Source organism: Marinoscillum furvescens DSM 4134 (genome assembly GCF_003386095.1).
GTDB lineage: Bacteria > Bacteroidota > Bacteroidia > Cytophagales > Cyclobacteriaceae > Marinoscillum > Marinoscillum furvescens.
On record NZ_QREG01000011.1, the window covers coordinates 1 to 23,894 of the forward strand.

Below are 23,894 nucleotides of genomic sequence, written 5' to 3' on the forward strand. Positions count from 1 at the left end.
CGTACGTACGGTGGTGTGAGAGGGCTGAAGTAAAGAAGAAATCCTTTCCGGGTTTCCGAAGGTCTAAAAGTCTCCTTTACTTTGCTCTACTCGATCATTTCAGTGGTGGGCGTATAGAAAAACTGCTCAAGCACGACCTTGCCATCTTTTACCTGATAGAGGCATAGCTCATCCCATTCAGAAGGTTCATCAAAGCCCTTGAGTTTTACTTTCATGCGCATGCGGCAGGTAAAATAATCATCCGCAGCAAGTGGATCTGAAATCTCACTTTCCAATACTTCTTCCACCATGTCACGCCATTGATCTCCTTTGGCCTGGAGCTCATCCATACCATGTGTGGTCTTCCAGCCACCTTCTTCAGGTTCTTTGCTCACTATTTCAGGAGCGTAGAGTTCCAGGTATACCTGCTCGTATTTTCCTGCTCTACATAGGTTAACTAGCTTTTCTGCAATCTCTTGAGTTGTCATTTCGATTTGATGTTTAGTGAAATAATGACTCAAAGAAAGAAGGGCGAGTGACAACCCTATGTCACTCCATTTTGCATTTACTGAAAAGCAATACGGAGCTGCAAATTAGGCGTAAAGCCAAGCGCCTGGTTGTCTATGCGTTCAGGACTGTCTTCATAGATATAGTAGGAGTTTACCACATTGGTTCGGTTGGTGAGGTTCCAAAGCGAAATCCCGACGGTTCCTACCAGATGTTCAGACCACTGCCGCTGATATCCTGCGGAGAGATCCCAACGAAAATAGTGGGGCAGGTTTGCGCTATTGGGCACCGCAAACACCAGGGCATTAGCTTCCTGACTGGCAGCATCGTCCAGCGGAGTGTATGGCCGGCCAGTATGCCAATTGGCTGCTGTAGACAAGGTGAACTGGTCGATTTCTATGCGGATTCCCGACGAGATCAAATGGCGAATATCGAAATTGCTTCTAAACTCCGGTGGAACCAGATCTCCAAAGAAATAGTGGTTATAGGTCCAGGTGTAGTTTAGCCAGCCGGAAAAGGTTTCAAACTGCGGGTTGATCAGGGCTTCCATGCCGTAGCTGGAGGTTTCACCATCTACACGCGAACGTTCATATTGGTTTTGAAATCCCTGACTAGCCGAAGCTACACCGTTGATATGTCTGTAAAAACCCTCTACGCTAAGCAGCCAGTTTTTGGTTTCTACAGAAGGCCCTACAGATACCTGGTGGCTAACCAAAAGCGGAATGTTCTCTTCATTGGCAAGCACCCATTTACGCTTTTCCACTCCCAGAAAGTCATCCTGAAAATCAATGATCTGTGTGAGGTGCTGGCTCTTCCGCTCCGCTTTGGCTTCCACATACATTTTACTACTAAGTGCATGTGTGATTGATAAACGAGGTTCGACTACCACCTTGTTCAATGGAAGAAAAATCGATGACCGTAGCCCTCCATATACTCGTGTGCGCAGAGTGGGGCTGGTCCAATCTACACTGCCATAAGGAGCCAATACACGCATGACTTCCTTGATATCCGAGCGAAACTCTGGTCGGTTGATGGTGCGGTAATTGCGAACCCCAAGCTCCTGAAAGCTTCCTCCGATAACCCATCGCCAGTTTTGATTAGGGGAGTAGGTCCACTCTTCACGCAGCCCCACATCCAGCACTTCATTTTCCTGGTCTAGCCGCTGGCTATTCGTCACGTCATTATTGGTGGCCGAGAGCAGGTATTCGGAGTAATGAAACGATGACAATAGCGACCACTTTTTTCGGCTGTAGGTATGCGAAAGGCCTAGTAGCAAACTACCCTGAGCTAAGGAGCTCTCCCGGTTTTCATCTTGAGCATTCGATGATTGTCGCTGCTGGTAGCTTAATTCGTTTTGGATATATAAACTATTAAAGGATAGGTGGTTATGATTGTTTATCTTCCGAAATAGTTGAGCTGTGAAATCCTGAAATGTAAATTGCTCTTTGGTTTGAATGATGTCCGGATTTCTGACTTGTGCCCGCACTTCCGTGTCATTAAATGCCCGGTTGTAGTAACGCTGATAAGTTGGGGTAGCGATCAAATTTCCGGGACCAATTCTGGCTGCCAACTGCAGCCCTGAGTCATTGGCTAGCGGAGCTTTCAACAGCACGTCTCCGTACAGCATGTTAGCACCGGCTTCTGCCACCAGGCTCGTGTTTTGCTGATCGGCTGCCTGCATGAGAATATGACCAGAGGTGCCTCCACCATAGCGTGCAGGAGTTCCGTTTTTTATTACTCTCACCCGATTTGTAATGCGAGGGTTTACTGCAGTAATCAACCCAAAAAAATGCCCTGGCTGATACAACCGAATACCTTCCCAGCTCAGGTTGTGCTGGTCGTTGCTGGCACCGCGAATATTGAGATGAGAGACGGTTTCATTAAAACTCTGTATGCCGGGCAGCACTTGCAGGGAGTGCAATACATCTGCTTCCGTCATGCCGGCAAGTACGCCAATTTCCGAAAGGTTCAGTGCAATAGCTCCATTTGAGTTTTTGCTAATACCTGGAGCTACATAGTGCTGCACAGTGACTGCCTCGAGTTCTGTAATCGACTCATGCAAGACTATGGGCAAACAGGGGGATGGCTGGCGAGTTATACGCACCTGCCTGGGCTTGTAGGCTACATGCTGGAAGGTAATCAAGGAATCCGCCGAGCTTAGATCTAACTCAAAATATCCCGAGGAATCAGTTCGGCTAAAGGTGCCTTCTGTACGTACGGACACTCCTTCTATGGGAGAGCCCTGGGGGTTCACTACCTTCCCACAAGCTCGCGTAATGTTCGGATGTATTAGAAAATAATCATTCTCGATGCCTTCCACTTTCAGGTTGAAATTGGCGCCAACGAAGGTGATTGCCTCCATTAAAGTCAGACTATCGGGCGGTGGAGCAAGTTTCAGGTGTCCAACCTGACTCCCCACATAATTGAAATGCACATCGTACTGGGCCTCTAATAGCTCAAAATATGCCTCAAGAGAAATGTCTTTTTCCTGAGCAATAAGTGGTTGATAGCCAGGAAATAAGAGGGAAAGCGTTAAAACGATTAGAGAAATCCATCTATTCACGCTTCAATATTACCTCATCACCAGCAATTTCGTAAGCATATCCTACAGGAATCATGACTGCATCCAAGGCAACATTGAGGTTATTATTCGGAAAAGATCCAGTAAACATTTCATTACTATCAACAGGTGATATTGTAATTCCATATTGGGTTTCAAGCGCCTTTACTACTACTTTAAATGGCACCCGCTCAAACTGCGAAAGTCCTTCCGCTATCCAGGCCGGGCGATTCATCGCAGAAATATTCCTTAGCTCCAAAGGCGCCAGGTCAAGGCTGCGAGCCAGCTGATTAGGTTTCAGTATTATTTTATTTTCAATGTTGGCAACCCGTACGCTTCCTTCATAGCAGGCCACTTCATAGTACTCATTATATGACCGCACGTTAAATTGCGTGCCCAGCACTTCTACTGTGCCAGGCTCGCTTGTCACTGTAAATCTCTCACCCTTGCGCACTTCAAAAAAAGCTTCGCCTGTAAGCGCTACTTCACGGTTTTCATTCCATTGCTCCTTGTTGTATGTCAACCTGGCGCCAGCATTGAGCCATACCTTACTCGAGTCAGGGAGGTAATGCAGTTCTGTGTTTTGGGCTTCAGCCATCACCGTGGTAGCCTGTGGGGCCTGGAAGAAATACAGCACTACAGCCGCTGTGATCAGCACAAAAACTGCGGCTGCCTTCCAAACATGGCGATACATGGAAACCACAGGTGTAGAATCTTCAGCCAACGCACGCTCCAGCTCTTGCTCCACGTCATAGGCAGGCGCTTTGAAAGCCTGTATGGCACGATCCAGGCGTTCAAGCTTTTGGAGTTCGCCGGAAGCCTGGAGCTGCGAACGCTCCTCATCAGTGAGCGTGCCCTGGAGCCACTTTTCTATCAATATGTTGTTTGATTCTTTCATGCCTTATTAATACAACAGGTCAATTATCGGTTTTCCTACCGGCCGTAGCATAAATCTCACAGCCCTTCCACTTTTTCACGCAGGATGGCCAGCGCTTTATAGATCCGTTTTTCTACAGCTTTGCGCGAAATGCCCAACATATCGGCGATCTCCTGATGCTTTTTGCCTTCCACACGATTGAGCATAAAGGTCACGCGTTGCTCTTCTGTAAGGCTGTCAAGTGCTTCTTGCAGCTGATCCATGTATTCTGCCTCTTCCATCACATACTCAGGCGACTCGTTGGTATTTCCCGAATGTGGAAGTTGCTCATAGCTCCAGGCTGTTTTTTGACGTGAAATTACATTTAACGTAAGATTGTTGGCTACCGTAAACAAAAATCCTCTGGCTTTCTCAGGAAGTACTTTTTTGCAGTTGTCCCACAGCTTGCTGAAAGCATCCTGTACCAGGTCTCGTGGGTTATACTGAGCACCGTATTTATAATACAAAAATTTGTAGAGCTCTTCCGAGTAGTTTTTGAAAAGCTCGCTAAATACTTTTTCGCTACATACATCTTTCTCCATAGCTTGTCAGATTGGAACGTAAGATTAAGTCAAAATGGGCATAGAAACCAACAGCATAAAATAAATAGCATGGCTGGTAGGAGAAATCCAACTTATTCTGTTTTTAATTTGTGAGAATAGGAATCAAATTATCGATCATCATCAAATTCGGTACCATCATAGCGATATTGCTGGTCCTGGCCGCAGGCTGTCAGGAGGCCTATGTAGACACGCTGCCTGCTGATCAGCGGGACGCACTGGATGCCAATCACTCCGCAGTAGATCTTGCTACACGCATGGTGATGCTCGATGGCTCTGCAGACAATGCGCTCGACGGGATGAGTTGTGCTGCTGTGGTTTATCCTATTACCGTAGAGCGAAGTGATCAGCTGGAGACTTTAACTGGTCCAGAGGATTTAGCTCAACTGTTGCTAGACAGCATCGAGTTTGAGTTGGAGTTTCCAGTTACCCTGCAGCTGGCAGACTACAGCATGATAACACTTACAGATGATGACCAACTGGAAGATCTGCAGGAAAACTGTGTGGAGGGTGGTGGTGACCCAGATATAGAGTGTATAGATTTTGACTATCCCGTGCAGCTGTTGGCTTTTGATACTATCACGGAAGTGAGTAATTCGGTAGTGCTCACCAATGATGAGCAGGCGTACGCTTTTTTTACTTCCATGGAGAGCAACGTCATAAGTTTTGATTGGCCTATTGGGCTCATAACGCGTTCAGGTGAACAACTGACTGTACAAGCTCACAGCGAGCTTCAGGCCGACCTGGAGCACTATGCCTCTAGCTGTGATGAAGGGGATGTGGTGCCCGAACTTGACTTTGAAGATGAGGAGCGGGTAGAGGACCATGAGTTGTTTCAGTACCTGACGGGTGCCGTATGGGACGTAGCTGAACTGAGCGTAGAGGGAGAGCTCCAAACTCAATATTTTGAAAGCCTTGAATTCACCTTTAATCAGGATTTTACCATCGATGCTACTTACCAGGAGGAAAACTTAGTAGGGGAATGGGAGCTGGAAATAGAGCAGGAGCTTATTCTGGCCATCGATCTGGATACGGAGTTTGAAAATCAGGAGCTGATCAATGATGAGTGGCACGTAGTGAGCTACACTGCCGATAGCCTAATCGCCAACTCTGAATCTGGAGACAAAACCCTGCGACTAACGACCAGGTAAACTATGCCTGCCCAAGTCGCTCCACGTACTGCTGTATAAACTCCTCCTTGCGTTTGGTGCGGTACTGCATCACCCATCGTGGGTGCGGCACGGTTTCTATGGCATCAAAAAGTCCGTGCTTCTTATTGAGCTCCTGCAAAAACTTTAAGTTTTGGCCCTGCCCAATGCTAAAAGCGATCTGCCGGCTACAGGGAAAAGGCAGCTGCTCACGTATACGGTCCAGCGCATAGTGCTCAAACAGTGGCTTCCACCCTTCGATATCGTAATAATTGAGGTTTTTGCCATCTCTCACAAAGCCCAAAGGAGATAAGGCAGAGATGTAAAACTTGCTGTAAAAAGCTTTGGGCCCTCCATAAGCATCAATCATCTCGTAAACGAAACGGCTGCTGAGCTCCGCACGCTTGTCAAACGCATTGGGTATGCTGCAGTCTTCCTCCATTTTGATGGGGTCCGTAAACGGCACACCCGTAATACCACCTCCAAACCTACCCGGGTTGATGCCAAATAGGATGATCCGTTCATTGGTGTCGCTGTAATATTTCTGATAAAAGGCCGTGGTGACACGCCAGGCTTCCTCATCTTTGTAGGGATTCATGACGCCCACATCTGCGGGCAGGCCGTCTGGTGGCGTGAGCGTTTGGTAAAAGCGAAGAATATGGTCTGCTACAGTCATGAAGCGAAAGATAAAACACTATGGCACGAAGCAAAAAGTATTTCATCATTTATAAGCCCTTCAAAGTACTGAGTCAGTTTACCGATGAAGACGGCAATGCCGGTTTGGGCAGCGTTTTTGATGTGCCCAAAGACGTATATCCCGTCGGGCGCCTGGACCTGGACAGTGAAGGCCTGCTGCTTCTGACCAACGATAAATACCTCAACGGCGCACTATTGAATCCGAAAAATGAACATCAGCGCACGTACTGGGTAGAGGTGGATGGCGAGCCCAGCCAGCAAGCCTTGCAGCAACTTCGCGATGGGGTGACCATCAACGTAAAAGGACCGTACGCCACACGCCCTTGTGAAGTGCAGGTCATAGATGCACCAGATCTGGCCGAGCGCAACCCTCCAGTCAATTATCAAAAACACCCCGTACGCACGTGGTTAGAAATCAAGCTGATCGAAGGTAAAAACCGACAGGTACGCAAAATGACCGCCAAAGTAGGGCATCCCACCTTGCGCCTGGTTCGTGTGGGTATCGAAGACCTGTCACTCTTTCCCCTACAGCCGGGTGAGCTCACCCAGATCAGTCGCAAAGCTCTTTACAAAAAGCTTCACATCGATCTACCACAATGAGTAGGGCCGATTGACAGATAGTTTTTATCATTGCCAAACATCAAAAAAAACACTGAGCAGTGAGTCTGCCTGAAGCATTTGTAAACCAAACCAAAACCCTGCTGGGAACTGAAGCACCCAAAGTGCTAGCCACCATCCAGGCCCATGAGCCTCCAGTGAGTATTCGGCTCAATGGCCAGAAACTCACTACCACGCCAGACCTGGCTGAGGTGCCGTGGGCACCAAATGGGTTTTACCTGCCTGAGCGGCCTGTATTTACCAAAGATCCGTGGCTGCATGCCGGAGCTTACTATGTGCAGGAAGCCAGCTCTATGATGCTGGAGCAAGCCGTAGCTCAGTCGCGGCCCGAGCATCCCATCCGCGTTTTAGACCTCTGTGCAGCGCCTGGCGGCAAAAGCACTCATCTGCTGTCCATGCTACACGCAAATGATTGGCTGGTAGCCAATGAAGTGATACAGGCACGAGCACGCATTCTCCACGAAAACCTTGCTAAATGGGGAAGCGCTAATGCAGTAGTCACCTGCGATGACCCAGCTTCCTTTGGGCAGCTGGAAGGATTTTTTGACCTGGTAGTGGTAGACGCCCCATGCTCTGGAGAAGGGATGTTTCGAAAGGACCCTGCCGCTATAGCCGAATGGTCACCCGAGCACGTGCAGCTGTGTGCCGACCGCCAGCGACGAATTTTGGCAGATGTATGGGATACCCTGACTTACGATGGAGTGCTGATCTACTCTACCTGCACCTTCAATACCGACGAAAACGAACAAATGCTTGACTGGCTGCTACAAAACTTTGAAGCAGAACTCATCGCCATCAACTTGCAGCAGGAGTGGGGCGCACGTTCTTTTACTGACTCGGCAGCAGGTCATAAAATGATCCCCGGACTGGTGCAGGGCGAAGGCTATTGCTTTTTTGTGCTTCGCAAAAAGAACGGTGCCGACAGGTGGGAAGCAGAAGGACTTTCGCGGCGCAAAGCACGCAAGCAGCGCGGAAAACGCGTGGCAAAGGAGATAGAGGTCAAAGGCCTCCGGTCGGTTGATGGCCTGAAAGTAATAGCGCAAGACCAACTACTCGTAGCTACGCCATTTCCTCAAGAGCTGGACGCCCTACGAAAACATGTTCGCGTGGAAAAGTCTGGAGTACTGCTAGGAGAGCAGAAAAAAAACAAGGTAGTTCCGGCCCATGAGTTTGCGCTAAGCGACTTATTAGAATCTGATAGCTATCCTGCTGTGGAGCTCACCTATGAGCAGGCACTGAGCTACCTGATGAAGGCCCCCTTTGACATGCAAGCCGATAGGGGATTTCAGACCGTGCAGTATGCGGGACAAACCCTGGGGTGGATCAATCACCTCGGCAACCGCTTCAACAACTTATATCCGGCCAACTGGCGGATACAGAAAGATTTTAGGGCTGAAAAGCCATGGACCTTACAAACATACTTTGAATGATCGGAGCGAATAGAGCAATAGGGATGCTCGGGCTGCTGACAGCCCTGTTTTTTACAGCTTGTACTTCCAGACAACAGACGCCAGTAGGAGCTTTTCCCGAATGGGCAAAGGATGCCGTAGTGTATCAGGTAAACGTCCAGGATTTCACTCCCGAAGGCACTTTTAAGGCATTAGAGCTGCACCTGCCTCGCCTCCAAAACCTGGGAGTAGAAATGCTATGGCTGAGTCCTGTTTTTCCGGTAGGAGATAACCCACGCGCCAATTTTTATGGCCCACAAAGCCTGATGACCAGCCATGACGGAGTAAACCCGGCTTACGGTACGGATGAAGACTTTCGTGCGCTAGTGCGTGCGGCACAAGGCAAAGGTATGCGTGTGATGCTCACCTGGGAAGCACAGTGTGCCAGCAGTGAGCACCCACTAGTGGTGGAGCACCCGGAGTGGTTTTTAGGTGAAGACTCCCTTCAGGCCAAAGGACTCGCACTGTTCGATCTTTCAGTACCTGAAGTCATTCAGTTTCAGGTGCAGCGCATGCAGCATTGGGTGCAGTCCTTCGAGGTAGACGGTTTTTACTTTCAGCATGCCGGGCAGCTGCCGCCAGACTTCTGGACAGCCTACCGTGACGGTGTGGCGAAAATGAAGCCGCTACTGACCATAGCGGATGTGCTCACTGATGCCAACCGCTCCTTTTTGCATGTGGCAGATGAAAACCAGGTCTTGGTAACGGCCAGAAATGCCCTGGAAGGCAAACTACTGCGAAAGACCCTTGCACAGCAGTTTCAGGCAGCCAGCACTGTACCTTATTCGCTCAACTATACCTCTAGCATGCTGATCAACGCACGCCAGGGCACGGTGTTTGAACGACTGGGGGCTTCGGCCAAATTATGGGCTGCATATACTCAACTGAAGCCCGGTATGCCCATGGTCTATTCCGGACAGGAGGTAGGCCTAAAGGTGTCCCTGAGTGAGTCAGAAAAGGACACCATCGCCTGGGGAGACCATCCCTTCAATAGCTTCTATGACCGCCTCCATAAGCTGCGCAAAGACCACCCTGCATTATGGCTTACCGCCGAAAAATCAGTTACCCTCATGCGTACATCTGCTGACGATCAGGTGATCGCTTACTTACATTCGTCAGGTAACAATCACGTGCTGGGGGTCTTCAATTTTACGGACAAGTCCGTGGATTTTAAACTACTCGACAGCTTTCCTTCAGGAAGGTATAAAAGCTTCAATAGCCGGGCTTCTATTTCCCTGGAACAGCAAGACACCCTGCAACTAGGTCCCTATGGTTTTGAAATCTATACGCTAAAGCCGTGATCCGAAAAGCTACACGGGCAGACTATGATGCTGTATGGGAAATATTCCATCAGGTGATTCAGTCTGGTGATACCTATGTTTTTGATCCTCAAACTCCTAAAGCCGATCTGGAGAAGCATTGGTTTGCAGACTATATGCACACCTATGTATATGAAGCAGCAGGCGAGGTGCTAGGGACTTACATTTTGAAACCCAATCAGTTGGGTAGGGGGAGTCATGTGGCCAATGGTTCGTACATGGTGCATCCCAAAGCACACGGCCAGGGCATTGGCAAGAAACTATGTGCGCATTCGCTGCAAGAGGCTGAGCGACTAGGCTTTAAAGCGATTCAGTTTAACCTGGTGGTCAGCACCAATACCGCTGCGATTCATCTGTGGCAGAAATATGGCTTTGAGATCGTTGGCCGGCTTCCCAAAGCCTTTGACCATGCCGACCTGGGGCTGGTAGATGCGCTGGTGATGTATCGGGAGGTGTAGGTCAAATAGTATTTTGTTGAGAAGCTTTAGAAGCAAAGCTTCGAAGGATACAATTTATTCTCTAATTATTCTTACCGTTTACTGTTAAATACCCCTTTTTAGTGATTGATAGCTAATGGTCTAATTGGTAATTTCATATTTCACCAATTAACTAACCATGCATAGACTCACTATACTTCTAATTCTAGCCCTGGGAATGGCTTGCGATTTCTGGGCGGATGAACACCCGACACCTGTACCGAAGGAATATCAGTTGACCAGAACGGCATCAGAACTCGGGCAGGTTACCGTAAAATTTCGAGTAGCAAAAGACACACAAATTGTTACCACGTTTACCAATCAATCTGGATTTACAATAGACCAGTTGGAAATGCTCATGCAGATAAAGAGCCAAAACGCTGAAATAATCTTTCAGCAAGTTCTTTCTGAAAATGCCCTCGTCCATGGCGCATCTTTCACAAATCAGGTTCACTTTCACAACCCCCAGCGATCTCAGGTAGATCATATTAAGCTATTTGTACTAAACACTGATGTGGATGGGAAGGGAGGTTTGTACAAAGGGCAGTACGTATTACTTACTGATACTGGTTCACATGTAGGCAACATCTCAGGAATAGTGGATTACAAAAACCAGTGGAGGTTTCATCTCAATGGAGTATTCGGGACACTACAGGGGGCGCTTTCAGGTACGATCGATATGTCTGACAGTGCCTATTTCAGCTTAGCTATAGCCGATACTACCCATTCTAACTGGTATGGTGCTTTGCCTGCCAACTTCACTCAGGAGCCTTTTGTATTGGCCAATTCCAGCAATGATACCATTCACCTAAACCTAATGAAACGATGAAAAAACTATGGATAATCGCCGTTCTTATGTTTTTAGGATTCGGCGCCTTTTCGCAATCAGGTCAAAAGCTACCTACGCTACAATTTTTGGATAGTGCATCTTATAAAATCACAGGATATAAACTCGACGAAGAATTGAAATACCGATTTGATATCTCAGTAAATGAGCAAACGGAAAGTTTTACTTTGGAAACGACCACCGAATCTTTATTTGTAGCTTCATTTATAAGTAAAGTTCAAAAACTGTCTAGCCAGCATAAGAGTGCCGAAGAAGAGGCTCGACTTAGAACAACTGCCAGGCAGTTGTTTTATAACTACATCGCATCCTCCAAGGCTTTAGCGCTCAACAAAGAACCAGTTGCTGGAGATTTGATTTTGAATCGGCAAGTGGAAGTGTCCAGGGCTTTAGGAAAATATGAACGATCAAAGGCTATTGATGAAGCCAATCAATTGTGGTCTGATGCCACCAAAGTGAAATTGTTTCAGCGACGGAAACACTTTGCTTCCATGCCATTTGATTCGACAATTTCTGGATGGCATTCTAAAAGGTCACTTAAAGAACTATTTATTAAGCACTCGAAGGATTCACTGACGGCTATTTCGGAACATCAATACGGTCAGACACTTCATAATTTACTAGGTGAACTGAACAACCTTCAAAAGCTCGAAATAGATTATAAAATACAGAATCAAGAATATCAAGTAGACTTAAGAAAGTTTAACGAATTGAAAAGATTGAAAGATTCTTTGAAATTGGAGCAAATTTCATTTCTAGAATCAATTAAAAACCTTGAAAACCCTAATAACTCAAATTTAGAAACAAGTGATATCCCAAAATTGCAAGCAGATACAGCCGAGATTAATTCTAATATTGAAAAACTAAAAGATTCACTTGAAATTCAATTGCCCAAGGCGGATCCAGTACTTGATTCTAATTCTGTCAATTCGAAAGATCGTATTAAACAACTTCAAGAATGTCTAGTCTGGCTAAACTATAATATTCCGATTACTGGTAACTACCTGACTATGACTACTGCACTGATAAAGCGTATTCAACAAGAAACCGGAGAAGTTGCCCCAAATGGGAGCTATGGAGAAGGAACATATGAAATCCTCAATCAAAAAATGAGAATCAAGAAATTCAACATCGAAAATTCTCTCCGTGCATTGCAGGATAGTTTAGACCTCCAGTTAAAAAACCTCCTACTTTTGAAATTTAGAGAAAAGGAGAAAGATGTACAGGAAAAAATAAAGCACACTGAGTTGCGATATCCTAATAGTGTAATAATTGCTAAAAAAGACTCAACAGTGAAAATTAAATGGAAAAGCATCCTGGATAGTAAGGCGAAAATTGCAAAAGGAATAATAAAACTAAATAAGCTTAACAAACAACTCTATGTTCTTCCTTATAAAATAGATTCTATTCAAATAGAATTTAAGAGTGGATACATAGAAAATATGTTGGTGGTCGGTAACCTCCAATATGGAAATGAAGCTTTAAGTAAAAAACTACCGGACTCACTCAGACCCAAACAGGAAGACCAAATTAAATTTGACAATCAATACCCCATAGGGTTTTCCAGAAAGCGCGATTATCAATATTTGATTTCAGGTGAATATCCAAGACTTATTGGCTATAGCTCCACAGGGAAAACTTCTAAAAAGAAAGAGGACGCCTTCTACCTACCAACACGAGCCATCATACAAAACTACCTGCAAAATCACGCCGTGGGCAGGAGAGACTTTAGCCCAAAGGATCAGGTCAAAAGTATCGTGTTTACAGATGAGCCTAATGAATCGATTCGTCTGGTCAAAAAAATGAGGAAAAAGCTATTTGAGGCACATGTATTCAGTGATTTTATTGGACTTGATGAATCGAAAGAAAACGGGTTGATCCAAACATCGATTAGCAAACAGCTAAACATTGTAACGAAGCGCTTTCCAAGGTTGATTTTTGGAGATGTAATCAACTGGGGGATAATTCCAGAAATTACACCTAGTGTGACCATCTCAAAACTTGAAGAAACCAATAAACACCTTCCCATCAGCTATCGTAATGACGTAATTAATCTGCAATACCGGCCAGCAAGGTATGTTGAATCACTTCACTTACGCAGCTATGAAAATTTCAACACAGGATTTGACATAACATGGGGGCTACTCGATGTGCCTTCATTAAAATCAACATTCTGTTTAAGTTCCGGTATGTTTTACGGGAGAGTGGCGCTTGTAGATAGCACCAGGAGATACGAAGGTGACAGCATCAGGTATACGGGGCAAGCGTTAGAAATTGGAGCAAATACCTGGAGAATTCGACCCGTCCTGTTAACCTGGAGACTGCAGACGGTAGAGGACTTTCAGTTTGACTTTAATTGGTCTGTAAACTACCTCGACCTCCGGCATCAGGACATATATCAGGTAGGGGACGAAGCCCTGTTTTTACAGCAGGACCCATTGGCCACTTCACAAGAAGAAAGAAATCATAAATTCTTTTTTCGTACAGAGTTTAATGCTCAATGGAATCCTCCAAATCAAGAGGATAGTGGAGGTAAACTGTTTTTCAGGTATCGTTTCTTTTGGCAAAACAGGTTTTGGAATACCAGCTTTCATCAGGCCCAGGTCGGCTATTCATTTTACCTGATGAAGTGAATGTTTTCAACTCATTTTTGAGTATTTAGGAAACAACAAAGGCACCCAAAAGGGTGCCTTTTCTATATCAGGCCGTACGCCTGGAATGCTAATGTTTATATGTAAAAGATGTCCTAGGACTCTGCACGCTGCTGAGAGCGGAGCGTTACCAGCTCGGTATGGATCCGATCGATCCGGTAAGCAATGTTCTCAACTTCTTCATGCTTGCGTTCGCGATGCTTTTCGAGCATTTCTGACTGTAAGCGACTCAGCTCAGACTGGAGCTGGCTCATTGTTCTGAAGGGCGTGTAATACATGGTGGCAAGTGGTTTAAGTGTTACATAGTAAGCTGTGATTAAATGCAGGTTGGGAGAGACTGTCCTTCTTGCATAATATTATAATTCTATGGTACCTGTTTTTGTTTAAAATACCTACTGTAAGATGGTAATGTAACTGAAAAGTAACACCGTCAGTTCGGTGAATGATGAGATTTACACGATGACCATTTTTCACCAAATTCCCTTAAAAATCACGTCAAAATTCACGCAATACTTGACCTGTTTTTAGCTAATTGGCAGTGAATCAGAAGTATGTGAGACTTGTGAGTGAAAACTTTAAATTCAATAGGCAATAATGCAAAAAGCAGTAGGCAAATGCTTTGGAGACAAAAGACATTAGATCGAAGACAATAGACAGAAGACAATAGACCAAAGACAATAGACAAGTTTCAATAGGCAATATGCAAATGGGGAAGCAGTCATCGTGCCCGCTTGCCACGCCGATAGGCGGGCCTGCCGGAGTGTACGTAGGCATGGAGCCTGCCTGCTTGCTACGCCGATAGGCGAGCCTGCCGGAGTATACGTAGGCACGGTCGAAGGATAAGACACTTTTTCGCTAAGAAACAGCCAAAATTCAATAGACAATATGCAAAAAACAGTAGGCAAACGCTTTGAAGACAATAGACGGAAGACAGTAAAGTAAAAAGTAACTCATTTGATCTTGTCATTCTGAGTTTGCCTAATGTTCGTAGACAAGGTTGAAGAATAAGATTCGGCTGTAATAATTGTCGAGTCATTCTGCCTGCCTTCCGCAGGAATGGAGCCTGCCTGCTTGCCACGCCGATAGGCGGATCCGCCTCCGGCGTGACAAGCCTGCCGGAGTGTACGTAGGCATGGAGCTTGCGTGCCTGCCGTAGACAAGGTTGAAGAATAAGACTCGGCTGGAATAATTGTCGAGTCATTCTGAGCCTGTCGAAGAATAAGACTCGACCATCTTTGCATGGTGTAGACCAACAGCTCACATTTAGTTTAACTCACTTAGCAGTACAAGCGGGTTACTTTAGTCTGCTAAATATCAGAGGGTTATCTAAAGGTTATTCTGCGAATAGGGAGTTATTTCCAGAACATAACTTAACATAATGTAAATTATATTAATACTATTTGAGATTGAAAACGAGGAGCTTTTTCGATACATGATAAGATCAATTCTTGGATGTCAGTACAATATTGTGTGAGAAACTTTCTACCCGTTAGCTGATTGATGATGTGGCAACAATCTCCTTACTACACGCTAATCTATAAGGATTGAATTAAGTAGGTTCAGTGAGTATTGATTGCTATCATCAATCAGGTTTCCCTCTACAATCATCTCATCCAAACCATGAAGTTTTCTTTCATCCGACTTATCCTTAAAGTATACCACAAGCTTTCTACTTCTTGCTTGATATTCCACTTCTGCAATTACATAGAAATGTCCTCCATCAACCCCAGTAGAGTTTATTTGAAATTCCGTGAGTTTGAATATTGATCGTGACATTTGGGCATTTACCGGGGCGCCTAGCCTTTTTTCATTGCCGGGCCAACGTTTCGGTGAAAAAGTAAATAAAAAATCTAGCGATTTCCCGCCGAGACAAAATAATCACTCCCAACACACAGTCCACCACACCCTCGGTATTTTGGCAGGCCAACGCTCTCCTCAGATTCGAAATAATTCATCAGGTAAATCATTAACCAGATCTCTTATCTCATCTGAATCTTCTTCATGAACTTCATTTAACTCGAAATCTACAAGTGGTTGGAGATGTCGATAAACTTCCAATAATGGATTCCCATTACGAATTTGAATTAATTTAACCTGAGCTCTGTCAGCTGTTTGATATACTCTTGATTTATTTCCAAGCTTATCAAATAAGATGATTCCATGTCTTCCTACTCTAGCGATCTTATCTTCTACGACCTCTTGATTTCCTTGAGCAATTAAACCAACTTCAATCCTTATTCTTCCTCTACGTGACTGGACTTCTGCATCTGCTTCTCTTTCAACCTCCAAATCCCTTTCAACATTCATCCAAAAATTATTATCTAATTCAAATCCCAAAATGGTGAGAATGGCTTTTAAGAATATCCTTTCGACTTGCTTACCAACTTTAGATTTTTGAGATCCTCGAATACTGAGAGTCGCAGAGCCTGCCATTAACAGTAACCATGCATCATTTTTAAAGTCAATATCAATTCTGTCAAAAAGTTCATTAAAATGTCCAATAGTCTCCCTAACTATTTCCACATAATCATTTTTGTCAAGACCAAGATTAACGGATGTTTTATTCGTTAGTCCTAAAATCCATAACAATAGATTTTTAAGCTCTTCTGGTTTCTTATCAGTAGAAACTAAATCCTCTGTTAATCTCTCAATCCAGTCATCTCCGTAATTGTCAATGGCACTTTCTTGAACTTTAGATAACCAAAAAAATGTAGCAAATAATCTGCCTTTAGTATTAGGCTCAGTAAGAAGTCGATAATTCCTACCCATAAGAATATGGTATACCATATCTCGAAGGGCTTGTGGTGAAAACGGGTCTGTTAATGATGTATTTTCTTCTAACCAATTCCTATAAGGGTCTAAATTGTAATCTATAGCCATTTATTTTATTTGAAAACTTTCGTGTATATCAAAATCTACTCTGCCGCCAATTTCCAATTGTTCAAAGTAATTTTTCATATGGTGAAAGTATCTAATTTCATTGTCAATTAATAAGAATCGTCTATCCATCTTTTGAGCTACTCTTCCCGTAGTGCCAGTACCACCAAATGGGTCAAGTACTAAATCTTTTTTAAATGAGTAATATTGAATCACTCTTTTAGCTAACTCGTCAGGAAAAACGGCCGGATGTATTTTTGAATGTCCGGGATGAATTTTCCAAATATCAGTAACATCATAATCACCAAGAATTTTTGAATCTTCAACTAATTGAGGATCGTGATGATTTCTCAAGTTCCAGTCTATTAACTTGTCTGTTTTCTTTCGATAAACCATTACATGTTCAGTTACTGGAACTGGCTTGTATTGAAGTGCGTTTCTGTCAGCTTTAAATCTTCTCCCTCTTCCTAAGTTCCACCCTGCGCCCTCCGGCTTAGCCCAAATTATATCGTCAATAAACTCAAATCCCATTTTTTCAATTATCACATGTAAATCAAATGGAATGGCCAATCTTCTACTAGATGTGTTTCTGGAAGTTCTACGAATTAGAACCGGAGAAGTATTAATTATGAAAAATCTTCCTTCCGACAGTATTTCATGACATTTCTTAATAATCTCACCCATGAAATCAAGATAATCTTGATAATCGACATATTCTGAATATTCTGGTTTGGCATTAAAATATGGAGGTGATGTAAATACTAACTGAGCAGTATCTGGAGGAAAGTCGGATAGTACATTTAAACTGTTTCCAAGAATTACCTGATTTGGAATTGCGGCTGGCTGGAAAAGTGTTTTACGTCTTTTTTGAGCTTTTTCAGGTTTATGATCTTTAATTTTCTTAATTCTCTCCTTAATCAGAGAAACTTCAGTAAAACCTACTATGGATTCAGCCTGATTATTTAATTTAATTTCACCAAGATGAACTTTTTTGCCGTTTTGGTGATGAAGTGGTACTCTCCAAGCATCAAACCTATCATCATACTCTGGTAAACCTAGGGAAATCACCTCTTTACTATCTGTCAAATTTTCAGATATCCACTTAAGTGATATTTCTCTAGCTCTATTCGTAGTACCTCTTTCGAAATTCATTGTTAAGATTTTATAGTTTAAGCTTTCCTTGTTGAGCCTTTTTTGATCTTTGATAATTTATTTTTTCCTCAGCCACCATCAATACCTCCTTTGTATAATCTTCATCAATTAAATCATAAGTTACCTTATCACTTAAAAAATGGATTAGCAGTTCTTTTTCTTCGACCTCAAAAATTCTTGCGAATATTGGGATGAGATCCTTATTTGCTGATCTATCGTTTCTTTCAATTTTACTCAAGGTAGATGGGTCTAAATCAAGAATAGCGGCTACTTTCCTAATAGGTAGTTTACGTTCTTCTCTAAGTTTTCTCACCACCTCACCAAATGTTTCCTTTTTGTGCATTGAAGAATAATTCAGGACATTATTTGTCAAAAATACTAAATTTATTGGCAATTCAAAATGTTCACGGAACAATAGCCACACACATTTGTCATCCACTCAAAATCCTCAAACAACCAAAGAAGTCAAAAGAGTGTGTCTTACCCAACCCAATAAATGAAAAACTCTTTTCTCCCCTCTTAAATGAAAAATGATTAGTCCCTTCTCTCAATCCCTAAGCTACATTAACCGGGCCACGTAGGCATAACGCAGGACATTATGATTAAATCCACGTAGATTGGAAAAGACTAGTATGCCTACTTAATTAAGCTTGATACTCACGAGCTAATTTTTGACACATGTGACCTTCTAAAGGTCAGCTATTTGTGAAAAAGAACTTTTAGAGTTTATCATTTGTACTTCGTAGGTCCTCATTAAATTGACCACCAGTAATTACTCTGTGATCTTCTGGTTGTAGCTTTTCAATAACAGCGAGTATTTCTACAAAGGATCTTGCTATTTCCAGTGTGCTATTAAAAGTAGAGGAATCAATAGCCTTTGGTGTCTTCCAAGCATCATCGACAAAACTAACGTATAAACCATTATTTTTTAGGTCATTGGCAGATAACCACCAGTCTCTTTGGGTGTCATTTACTTTAAAAATTCTATCTAGTATATTCGGAAGAAGAAATAAAATACCAAGCTCAATCACTAAGTTCTTTGATTTGCTTTTAAGAGCATTTATATTATCTGAAATCCATTGAATGGTACTCAGTAACGGCTGAATTTCTTTTCCTTGACCATGCTTATATTTATGGTCATAAAAGACTTTTACAGCACTTTCAGGAACTTCGATCTCAAAAAATTTGGCGATTAGAACAAGGCATTTCACAGCCTCTTCTATAGATAGTACAAGCATTGAGCATCCGTGACCATAATTTGATATCTCACCAATTGATTTTCCGCTTTCAAAGAGAGATTGGGCATTTTCAATACAATATTTGGCACCGGTCAGTAACTCTTCTTTTGTGGCGTTATTTAGTTGCTTTCTTTTCAAGTCAAAAAAAATAAGTGTAATCTATTCAGATCCACCGCACACATTTACCTTTTGCTTCCCTGCATCCTACCCTTAAAAATTGAATGAATGCTTTTTACCAAAAAATAGCCTGTTTGCTTTTGATGGATAATGTAGGTCAAATCCTAATCTATTAGTCCCGCCTAAGAACAAAGCTACATTAACAGACACACATATTGATAACGCAGAATATTATATAACATACTTAGTGATTTGCGGTCAGCTTTGCTGATTTAAATGAGATTAGTATCGGGTATTAGTCTTCACTAAACAGTCTCAAAAAAATATCTTCTTCAATTTCTAAAAAGTCAACACAGCCAACCCATTTACTCTCTCGATACGACCCTCAAAAAGCTTTGTTCTTCCCCCCACTCTCCTATTCATTTACTTATTTTGCAGCACGATTGCTAAACCAGATCATATGAGACGAAAAATCCCAGAATCTACGCTACCCAAACTCAATCGCTCGCAGATGATTACTCCCGAAGGCATGGAAAAACTACGGGAAGAACATGATCACTTGTGGCGAGTGGAACGCCCAGACGTTACCGCCAAGGTGTCATGGGCCGCCAGCCTGGGAGATCGCTCAGAAAATGCCGATTACCACTACAACAAAAAACGGCTAAGGGAGATTGATAGCCGCCTGCGCTACTTGCGCAAGTGCATAGATGACTTCAAGGTCATTAGCTACCACCCCAACCAGGAAGGAAAAGTCAACTTTGGTGCCTGGGTAGAAATCAAAAACGAAGCAAAAGGCCTCCAAAATCGTTTTCGGATTGTCGGGTACGAAGAGTTAAAAAGTAACAAAAGTTACATCTCTATGGACTCCCCCATGGCGAAAGCGCTTCTTGGTAAAACTGTAGGTGACGAAGTTGTGGTCACTACCAAATTGGGAGACTTTGTCTGGAAAATCCTGAAGATCGAGTATCAGAAGTAGGGTAAATTGAGTGGCGCTATCGCCAAAGAGTGGCACGGTCTAAAGCGTAAACGCTGGCACGGGTAGGCTGAAAGAGTAACTGCTAACAAAATGGGTAGTGAAAATTGCTGCTTTATGATACTTAACCTAGCATCAAGAGTTTTGCTGTTCATTAGAATACTGCCAAAGGGCCTTATCCAATGTTCTCATGTCTACATTGGCTTTATCTGCTAAACTCCTGGTGAAAGCTGTATACTTCTCCCAAAAAGCAAACCTGTAATCATTTGACTTGATATGCTCGCAACTCAAGGAAAACAGCGCTCTGAAGTCGAGAATTGGATAGCGGTCTGTATGATAGAAATGCAACAGCACTGAAGCTGTTGGCCAACTTACCCCAGTCAGTAAATTGAGAATTTCAATTCTTAATTGCTCGCTAGTTGTGGAGAATGCTATTTGCGTAACTTCTTTGATGAAATCCTCTGAATTAGAAGCTATCCTGGATTTGGACCGTGGTGTTTTCCATTCACCGATGATTTGGAGTTCATTTTTTGTGAGGTAGCCCCTATTCTTGATATGTTTAGCGTTTCCAATCACCTCCTGATCAGAAATACGATATGAGTACTTTGAGGCAAAATAATCGATTTCAGTAGTTTGGAATTTTAGCTTGAAGTCAGTTCTCATCTTCTTCATGTTCATCATCTATCTCCTTTAGAAAATCTTCCAGGGATATGGTATTTGCCTGACGCTCTTCCGGCAACATCTTTTCATACTCATCAACAGTCCTTTTCAACTCGTCCCACTTAGACTGAATTTCCTCCTGGTCAAAGGAGATAAATGTCATCTCATAGAGACAATGAGCAATGATTTCCAATTCCGTAAAGTCCCTTAAGGCGCATGTATCGATTTTCATGCCTAGCCATTGACTCCATGGTGTAAAGTCCAAAGCTAGTGCATCATTGCCGCTTAGCTCATCGACCGTCCCATCCGTATAATAGCCATCCACATTTATATAGCTTTCATCTTCATCTATTATTTCTGTGAGCCGGATTGTGATATCCGAAAGTGCTTCTGGCATTACACGAAGTTGACTAAAAACATCCCCATAGGCATCTAGTTGCTCTTGCTCATCTGTGTATAATCGCGCCAACTCCGATTTCACGCTGAGAAAGTCGTGATTATTGATTAAATCTTTTAAAGTCATCTTTCTGATTTTTTACTCAAATACATCCATACGCATCAGCCAATATGATATTTTAGAAATGATCCATCGCTTTTACATGAAGCTAAGATTCGTGACGGTGCCATTTCAGATCTGAAGACATCTAGAAATTCTTCCATACTTCCGTTGTGTACACCCCGGAAAGTTAGGATGCTATGCCGGGTCCACATCAACCTTACAACACCTATCGAAGATAACGATATGTTTCAAAAATTTCCAATCTTTGGTTAAGCAATTACTCCTCAAAACAAGGTAACCGCGCGCTTTTATTACCTGCGCAAACTCAATTTATTAGGCATGGACGTGCTCAAATGGAAATTATAATATGATTATTTTAACCAATGTTACCTACATCTCTTCATGAAACCTTAGTTTTACAGTCATTCCTCATATCACACTTATTTTTTTATATGGAAACTACGGTATACCCCATTACAAACAAACTCATTACCGGTACAGCGATCGTAGACGTGGTGCTCATCGATGGCATGCTCCAGGTACGCCTCATCGACTACCGCAGCACTTCTCGTGGCGAAAAGCTGTATCAGTCTCCCGCCGAAATAGACCTGGAAGCGTTCCCAAAATACATCCAGGCCGCTCTCAAAAAAGCCTGCAACCATTGCCACCACCTGGCTGTCCTGTTTTCCACCCATAACCTGTCCGATGATGCCCGCACCCTGCTAGACCATATCGCCAGGCATAGCGCCGAATACCCGGTGGTCTCCTACAAGCGGGTGCTGGAAGATCAGGTACTTCCTCGCGAGTCCATTCGGCCCACGCTGGAGTTGCTCTACACGCAGTACAAGCTCCAAAGACACAATACCAACCATTACTATTACAACACCGAATTTGAAGACGTCAGGTCCATGTATGTAGAAAACAAGAATACCGTCTGGCTCACCAGGGCTTTTTGAAATAGTTGCCTTTATGCTGGGGCCGCTGCCCGTTCGCAGGCACAACATCAGGTATAATAATGCCTATTACCAATGCTCGGGTGTAATACCTTAATGCTTGAGTGTAAAACCTCAATGCACGGGTGTAATACCTTAATGCATGAGTGTAAAACCTCAATGCACGGGTGTAATACCTCAATGCATGACTGTAATACCTTAATGCACGGGTGTAAAACCTCAATGCACGAGTGTAATACCTCAATGCACGGGTGTAATACCTCAATGCACGAGTGTAAAACCTCAATGCACGAGTGTAATACCTCAATGCACGAGTGTAAAACCTTAATGCACGGGTGTAATACCTTAATGCACGGGTGTAATACCTTAATGCATGAGTGTAAAACCTCAATGCATGGGTGTAAAACCTCAATGCATGAGTGTAATACCTTAATGCATGAGTGTAAAACCTCAATGCACGGGACCCGTCCTAAAATTACCAAACAATCCAAACCACAATTCATAAAAGATGAAAATAGCCATCACCTCAGCCAGTGGAAAGCTCGGCGCTACCATTGTAAAGCAACTGATCTCCAAAATAGGAAAAGAAAGCGTGGTAGCTATAGCACGTACTCCTCAAAATGCGGCCCACCTCGGTGTAGAAGTCAGAAAGGGAGACTACAACAGTCGCGAACAATTTGACGAAGCACTCAAGGGCGTATCCCGGTTGTTGCTGGTTTCAGGAATGGATGCTCCGGACAAACGGATCGGCCAACACCGCAATGTGATACAGGCAGCCAAATCCAACGGCGTGGAGAAAGTGGTCTACACCAGCATCATCGGCCTTGAGGAAGGCACCGCGTTTAGCCCTATCGTACAGAGCAACCGACAAACGGAAGCCGACGTACGTGCCTCTGGTATGGACTGGTCCATAGGCCGCAATGGCATCTACATAGAGCCGGATCTGGAGTACCTGGACACCTACCTCCAAGCCGGTGAGATACACAACTGCGCCGGTGATGGCAGGTGTACTTATACCAGCAGAGCGGAGCTGGCTGTGGCATACGCCAAAATGCTGCTAGATGACCACACCTCAGGCAAAACATACCGCCTGGCAGGCCAGCCCATTACTCAGAGCGAATTGGCAGAAGCAATCAATAGTGTGTATCATACCAATCTGAAATACAAAGAGTTATCAGTACGTGCTTACAAAGAAGATCGAATAGCCGAGCTGGGTGAGTTTATGGGTACAATCATTGCTGGCATTTATGAAGGCATCAGAAAAGGTGCCAATGACGTACCTTCAGATTTTGAAACGCTAGTGGGCAGGCCACACCTCTCACCAGCACAACTAATCCGAAACTTTCAGCAACAAAACCCATGATACCTTCCCAGCGCACAGATTGGACCGCACAGGAGAGCTTTGGGCTAAAGCCAAAGCAGGCATCAGTTTTCTGTAGAAAGAAGTCAAAAAAAGGGCAAGCCAAACCACCGCGCCCTAATCTGTGGTTGGCTGCCCTAATGAACCACGCCAACTTACCGTGGTTTTTCGTTTTTGCATAACATACGTAAGACATACACCCCTGCTGCTGCGAGCAGTACAGATATGCCGCCATCTATAGGTGTGGCTGGTGGAGGCCCCTGAGCAAAAACGGGGGTAATTGCTACACAGCAGAGTATCCTGAAGATGTGTTTCTTTGATGCGTTCATGGTCATGTAAATTG

Annotated in this window: 24 protein-coding genes; 10 read left to right on the forward strand and 14 right to left on the reverse strand. The window is 43.8% G+C overall.

The genetic code is table 11. The features are described 5' to 3' along the window. Positions 1 to 86 precede the first annotated feature (86 nt). The 4 genes from C7460_RS12210 to C7460_RS12225 form a co-directional block, all read right to left on the reverse strand. Positions 87 to 467, reverse strand: coding sequence for a nuclear transport factor 2 family protein (locus tag C7460_RS12210; protein ID WP_115868392.1), 381 nt, complete (start codon positions 465 to 467; stop codon positions 87 to 89). A 77-nt stretch (positions 468 to 544) separates the two neighbouring features. Beyond that, positions 545 to 3,049 carry a TonB-dependent receptor gene (locus C7460_RS12215; protein WP_115868393.1) on the reverse strand — a complete coding sequence of 835 codons (2,505 nt, stop codon included), beginning with the start codon at positions 3,047 to 3,049 and terminating at the stop codon, positions 545 to 547. After that, positions 3,042 to 3,944 carry a FecR family protein gene (locus tag C7460_RS12220; protein WP_115868394.1) on the reverse strand — a complete coding sequence of 301 codons (903 nt, stop codon included), beginning with the start codon at positions 3,942 to 3,944 and terminating at the stop codon, positions 3,042 to 3,044. Before C7460_RS12220 ends, C7460_RS12215 begins: the two co-directional genes overlap by 8 nt. A 56-nt stretch (positions 3,945 to 4,000) precedes the next feature. Further along, on the reverse strand, positions 4,001 to 4,504 hold the full coding sequence (locus C7460_RS12225; RefSeq protein ID WP_115868395.1) for an RNA polymerase sigma factor: 504 nt from the start codon (positions 4,502 to 4,504) through the stop codon (positions 4,001 to 4,003). A 110-nt stretch (positions 4,505 to 4,614) separates the two neighbouring features. On the opposite strand from C7460_RS12225, the gene C7460_RS12230 reads away from it, so the two are divergent. Next, positions 4,615 to 5,673 carry a hypothetical protein gene (locus C7460_RS12230; protein ID WP_115868396.1) on the forward strand — a complete coding sequence of 353 codons (1,059 nt, stop codon included), beginning with the start codon at positions 4,615 to 4,617 and terminating at the stop codon, positions 5,671 to 5,673. A 1-nt stretch (position 5,674) separates the two neighbouring features. Here C7460_RS12230 and C7460_RS12235 read toward each other — a convergent pair whose 3' ends face one another. Continuing rightward, the gene (locus tag C7460_RS12235) at positions 5,675 to 6,346 is read right to left on the reverse strand and encodes a uracil-DNA glycosylase family protein (RefSeq protein ID WP_115868397.1); all 672 of its coding nucleotides are present in this window, start codon (positions 6,344 to 6,346) and stop codon (positions 5,675 to 5,677) included. 20 nt (positions 6,347 to 6,366) lie between these two features. Between C7460_RS12235 and C7460_RS12240 the strand changes: the two genes are divergently transcribed. The 6 genes from C7460_RS12240 to C7460_RS12265 all read left to right on the forward strand — a co-directional run bounded on the left by C7460_RS12240 (position 6,367) and on the right by C7460_RS12265 (position 13,704). Further along, a complete protein-coding gene (locus tag C7460_RS12240; protein ID WP_115868398.1) occupies positions 6,367 to 6,966 on the forward strand; it encodes a pseudouridine synthase in 600 nt (199 codons plus the stop codon). A 59-nt stretch (positions 6,967 to 7,025) separates the two neighbouring features. After that, positions 7,026 to 8,414, forward strand: coding sequence for an RsmF rRNA methyltransferase first C-terminal domain-containing protein (locus tag C7460_RS12245; protein ID WP_115868399.1), 1,389 nt, complete (start codon positions 7,026 to 7,028; stop codon positions 8,412 to 8,414). Continuing rightward, positions 8,411 to 9,733, forward strand: a complete 1,323-nt coding sequence (locus tag C7460_RS12250; protein ID WP_115868400.1) for an alpha-amylase family glycosyl hydrolase — start codon at positions 8,411 to 8,413, stop codon at positions 9,731 to 9,733. The genes C7460_RS12245 and C7460_RS12250 overlap by 4 nt, the downstream gene beginning before the upstream one ends. After that, positions 9,730 to 10,209: a GNAT family N-acetyltransferase gene (locus C7460_RS12255; protein ID WP_115868401.1), complete on the forward strand. Its 480-nt coding sequence runs from the start codon at positions 9,730 to 9,732 to the stop codon at positions 10,207 to 10,209. The genes C7460_RS12250 and C7460_RS12255 overlap by 4 nt, the downstream gene beginning before the upstream one ends. Before the next feature lie 157 nt (positions 10,210 to 10,366). After that, positions 10,367 to 11,056, forward strand: a complete 690-nt coding sequence (locus tag C7460_RS12260; RefSeq protein WP_115868402.1) for a hypothetical protein — start codon at positions 10,367 to 10,369, stop codon at positions 11,054 to 11,056. After that, the gene (locus C7460_RS12265) at positions 11,053 to 13,704 is read left to right on the forward strand and encodes a hypothetical protein (protein WP_115868403.1); all 2,652 of its coding nucleotides are present in this window, start codon (positions 11,053 to 11,055) and stop codon (positions 13,702 to 13,704) included. The genes C7460_RS12260 and C7460_RS12265 overlap by 4 nt, the downstream gene beginning before the upstream one ends. Before the next feature lie 113 nt (positions 13,705 to 13,817). Here C7460_RS12265 and C7460_RS23505 read toward each other — a convergent pair whose 3' ends face one another. From C7460_RS23505 to C7460_RS12290, 5 genes are all read right to left on the reverse strand, one after another. Continuing rightward, positions 13,818 to 13,976: a hypothetical protein gene (locus tag C7460_RS23505; protein WP_221409513.1), complete on the reverse strand. Its 159-nt coding sequence runs from the start codon at positions 13,974 to 13,976 to the stop codon at positions 13,818 to 13,820. A 1,681-nt stretch (positions 13,977 to 15,657) separates the two neighbouring features. Beyond that, the gene (locus tag C7460_RS12275) at positions 15,658 to 16,602 is read right to left on the reverse strand and encodes a CfrBI family restriction endonuclease (protein ID WP_115868405.1); all 945 of its coding nucleotides are present in this window, start codon (positions 16,600 to 16,602) and stop codon (positions 15,658 to 15,660) included. Then, positions 16,603 to 17,751 (reverse strand): DNA-methyltransferase, encoded by a 1,149-nt coding sequence (locus C7460_RS12280; RefSeq protein ID WP_115868406.1) that lies wholly within the window; start codon positions 17,749 to 17,751, stop codon positions 16,603 to 16,605. A 10-nt stretch (positions 17,752 to 17,761) separates the two neighbouring features. After that, the gene (locus C7460_RS12285) at positions 17,762 to 18,094 is read right to left on the reverse strand and encodes a helix-turn-helix domain-containing protein (RefSeq protein ID WP_115868407.1); all 333 of its coding nucleotides are present in this window, start codon (positions 18,092 to 18,094) and stop codon (positions 17,762 to 17,764) included. Positions 18,095 to 18,470: 376 nt separating this feature from the next. Beyond that, on the reverse strand, positions 18,471 to 19,127 hold the full coding sequence (locus tag C7460_RS12290; protein WP_170147994.1) for an AbiV family abortive infection protein: 657 nt from the start codon (positions 19,125 to 19,127) through the stop codon (positions 18,471 to 18,473). 439 nt (positions 19,128 to 19,566) lie between these two features. Between C7460_RS12290 and greB the strand changes: the two genes are divergently transcribed. Then, positions 19,567 to 20,082 carry a transcription elongation factor GreB gene (greB, locus tag C7460_RS12295; RefSeq protein ID WP_115868409.1) on the forward strand — a complete coding sequence of 172 codons (516 nt, stop codon included), beginning with the start codon at positions 19,567 to 19,569 and terminating at the stop codon, positions 20,080 to 20,082. A 132-nt stretch (positions 20,083 to 20,214) separates the two neighbouring features. Here greB and C7460_RS12300 read toward each other — a convergent pair whose 3' ends face one another. After that, entirely contained in the window at positions 20,215 to 20,751 is a 537-nt protein-coding gene (locus C7460_RS12300; RefSeq protein ID WP_115868410.1) for a hypothetical protein, read from the reverse strand. Then, positions 20,732 to 21,262, reverse strand: a complete 531-nt coding sequence (locus C7460_RS12305) for a DUF6557 family protein (protein WP_115868411.1) — start codon at positions 21,260 to 21,262, stop codon at positions 20,732 to 20,734. The genes C7460_RS12300 and C7460_RS12305 overlap by 20 nt, the downstream gene beginning before the upstream one ends. Before the next feature lie 428 nt (positions 21,263 to 21,690). On the opposite strand from C7460_RS12305, the gene C7460_RS12310 reads away from it, so the two are divergent. After that, complete coding sequence (locus tag C7460_RS12310) at positions 21,691 to 22,194, forward strand: hypothetical protein (protein WP_115868412.1); 504 nt, start codon at positions 21,691 to 21,693, stop codon at positions 22,192 to 22,194. Here C7460_RS12310 and C7460_RS24070 read toward each other — a convergent pair. Continuing rightward, a complete protein-coding gene (locus tag C7460_RS24070; RefSeq protein WP_221409514.1) occupies positions 22,178 to 22,603 on the reverse strand; it encodes a hypothetical protein in 426 nt (141 codons plus the stop codon). The two genes, C7460_RS12310 and C7460_RS24070, sit on opposite strands and share 17 nt — an antisense overlap. Positions 22,604 to 22,699: 96 nt before the next feature. On the opposite strand from C7460_RS24070, the gene C7460_RS12315 reads away from it, so the two are divergent. Further along, a complete protein-coding gene (locus C7460_RS12315; RefSeq protein WP_115868413.1) occupies positions 22,700 to 23,554 on the forward strand; it encodes an SDR family oxidoreductase in 855 nt (284 codons plus the stop codon). A 152-nt stretch (positions 23,555 to 23,706) separates the two neighbouring features. Here the strand turns inward: C7460_RS12315 and C7460_RS23775 are convergent, their stop codons facing one another. Next, positions 23,707 to 23,880 (reverse strand): PID-CTERM protein-sorting domain-containing protein, encoded by a 174-nt coding sequence (locus C7460_RS23775; RefSeq protein WP_170147995.1) that lies wholly within the window; start codon positions 23,878 to 23,880, stop codon positions 23,707 to 23,709. Positions 23,881 to 23,894 lie beyond the last annotated feature (14 nt).

Excerpts from the sequence above, each read along its gene's own strand:
- C7460_RS12210 (WP_115868392.1), bottom strand. The coding sequence starts at position 467 with ATGACAACTCAAGAGATTGCAGAAAAGCTAGTTAACCTATGTAGAGCA.
- C7460_RS12220 (WP_115868394.1), bottom strand. The coding sequence starts at position 3,944 with ATGAAAGAATCAAACAACATATTGATAGAAAAGTGGCTCCAGGGCACG.
- C7460_RS12225 (WP_115868395.1), bottom strand. The coding sequence starts at position 4,504 with ATGGAGAAAGATGTATGTAGCGAAAAAGTATTTAGCGAGCTTTTCAAA.
- C7460_RS12235 (WP_115868397.1), bottom strand. The coding sequence starts at position 6,346 with ATGACTGTAGCAGACCATATTCTTCGCTTTTACCAAACGCTCACGCCA.
- C7460_RS12240 (WP_115868398.1), top strand. The coding sequence starts at position 6,367 with ATGGCACGAAGCAAAAAGTATTTCATCATTTATAAGCCCTTCAAAGTA.
- C7460_RS12250 (WP_115868400.1), top strand. The coding sequence starts at position 8,411 with ATGATCGGAGCGAATAGAGCAATAGGGATGCTCGGGCTGCTGACAGCC.
- C7460_RS12260 (WP_115868402.1), top strand. The coding sequence starts at position 10,367 with ATGCATAGACTCACTATACTTCTAATTCTAGCCCTGGGAATGGCTTGC.
- C7460_RS12265 (WP_115868403.1), top strand. The coding sequence starts at position 11,053 with ATGAAAAAACTATGGATAATCGCCGTTCTTATGTTTTTAGGATTCGGC.
- C7460_RS23505 (WP_221409513.1), bottom strand. The coding sequence starts at position 13,976 with ATGAGCCAGCTCCAGTCTGAGCTGAGTCGCTTACAGTCAGAAATGCTC.
- C7460_RS12275 (WP_115868405.1), bottom strand. The coding sequence starts at position 16,602 with ATGGCTATAGATTACAATTTAGACCCTTATAGGAATTGGTTAGAAGAA.
- C7460_RS12280 (WP_115868406.1), bottom strand. The coding sequence starts at position 17,751 with ATGAATTTCGAAAGAGGTACTACGAATAGAGCTAGAGAAATATCACTT.
- C7460_RS12285 (WP_115868407.1), bottom strand. The coding sequence starts at position 18,094 with ATGCACAAAAAGGAAACATTTGGTGAGGTGGTGAGAAAACTTAGAGAA.
- greB (WP_115868409.1), top strand. The coding sequence starts at position 19,567 with ATGAGACGAAAAATCCCAGAATCTACGCTACCCAAACTCAATCGCTCG.
- C7460_RS12300 (WP_115868410.1), bottom strand. The coding sequence starts at position 20,751 with ATGAAGAAGATGAGAACTGACTTCAAGCTAAAATTCCAAACTACTGAA.
- C7460_RS12305 (WP_115868411.1), bottom strand. The coding sequence starts at position 21,262 with ATGACTTTAAAAGATTTAATCAATAATCACGACTTTCTCAGCGTGAAA.
- C7460_RS12310 (WP_115868412.1), top strand. The coding sequence starts at position 21,691 with ATGGAAACTACGGTATACCCCATTACAAACAAACTCATTACCGGTACA.
- C7460_RS12315 (WP_115868413.1), top strand. The coding sequence starts at position 22,700 with ATGAAAATAGCCATCACCTCAGCCAGTGGAAAGCTCGGCGCTACCATT.
- C7460_RS23775 (WP_170147995.1), bottom strand. The coding sequence starts at position 23,880 with ATGAACGCATCAAAGAAACACATCTTCAGGATACTCTGCTGTGTAGCA.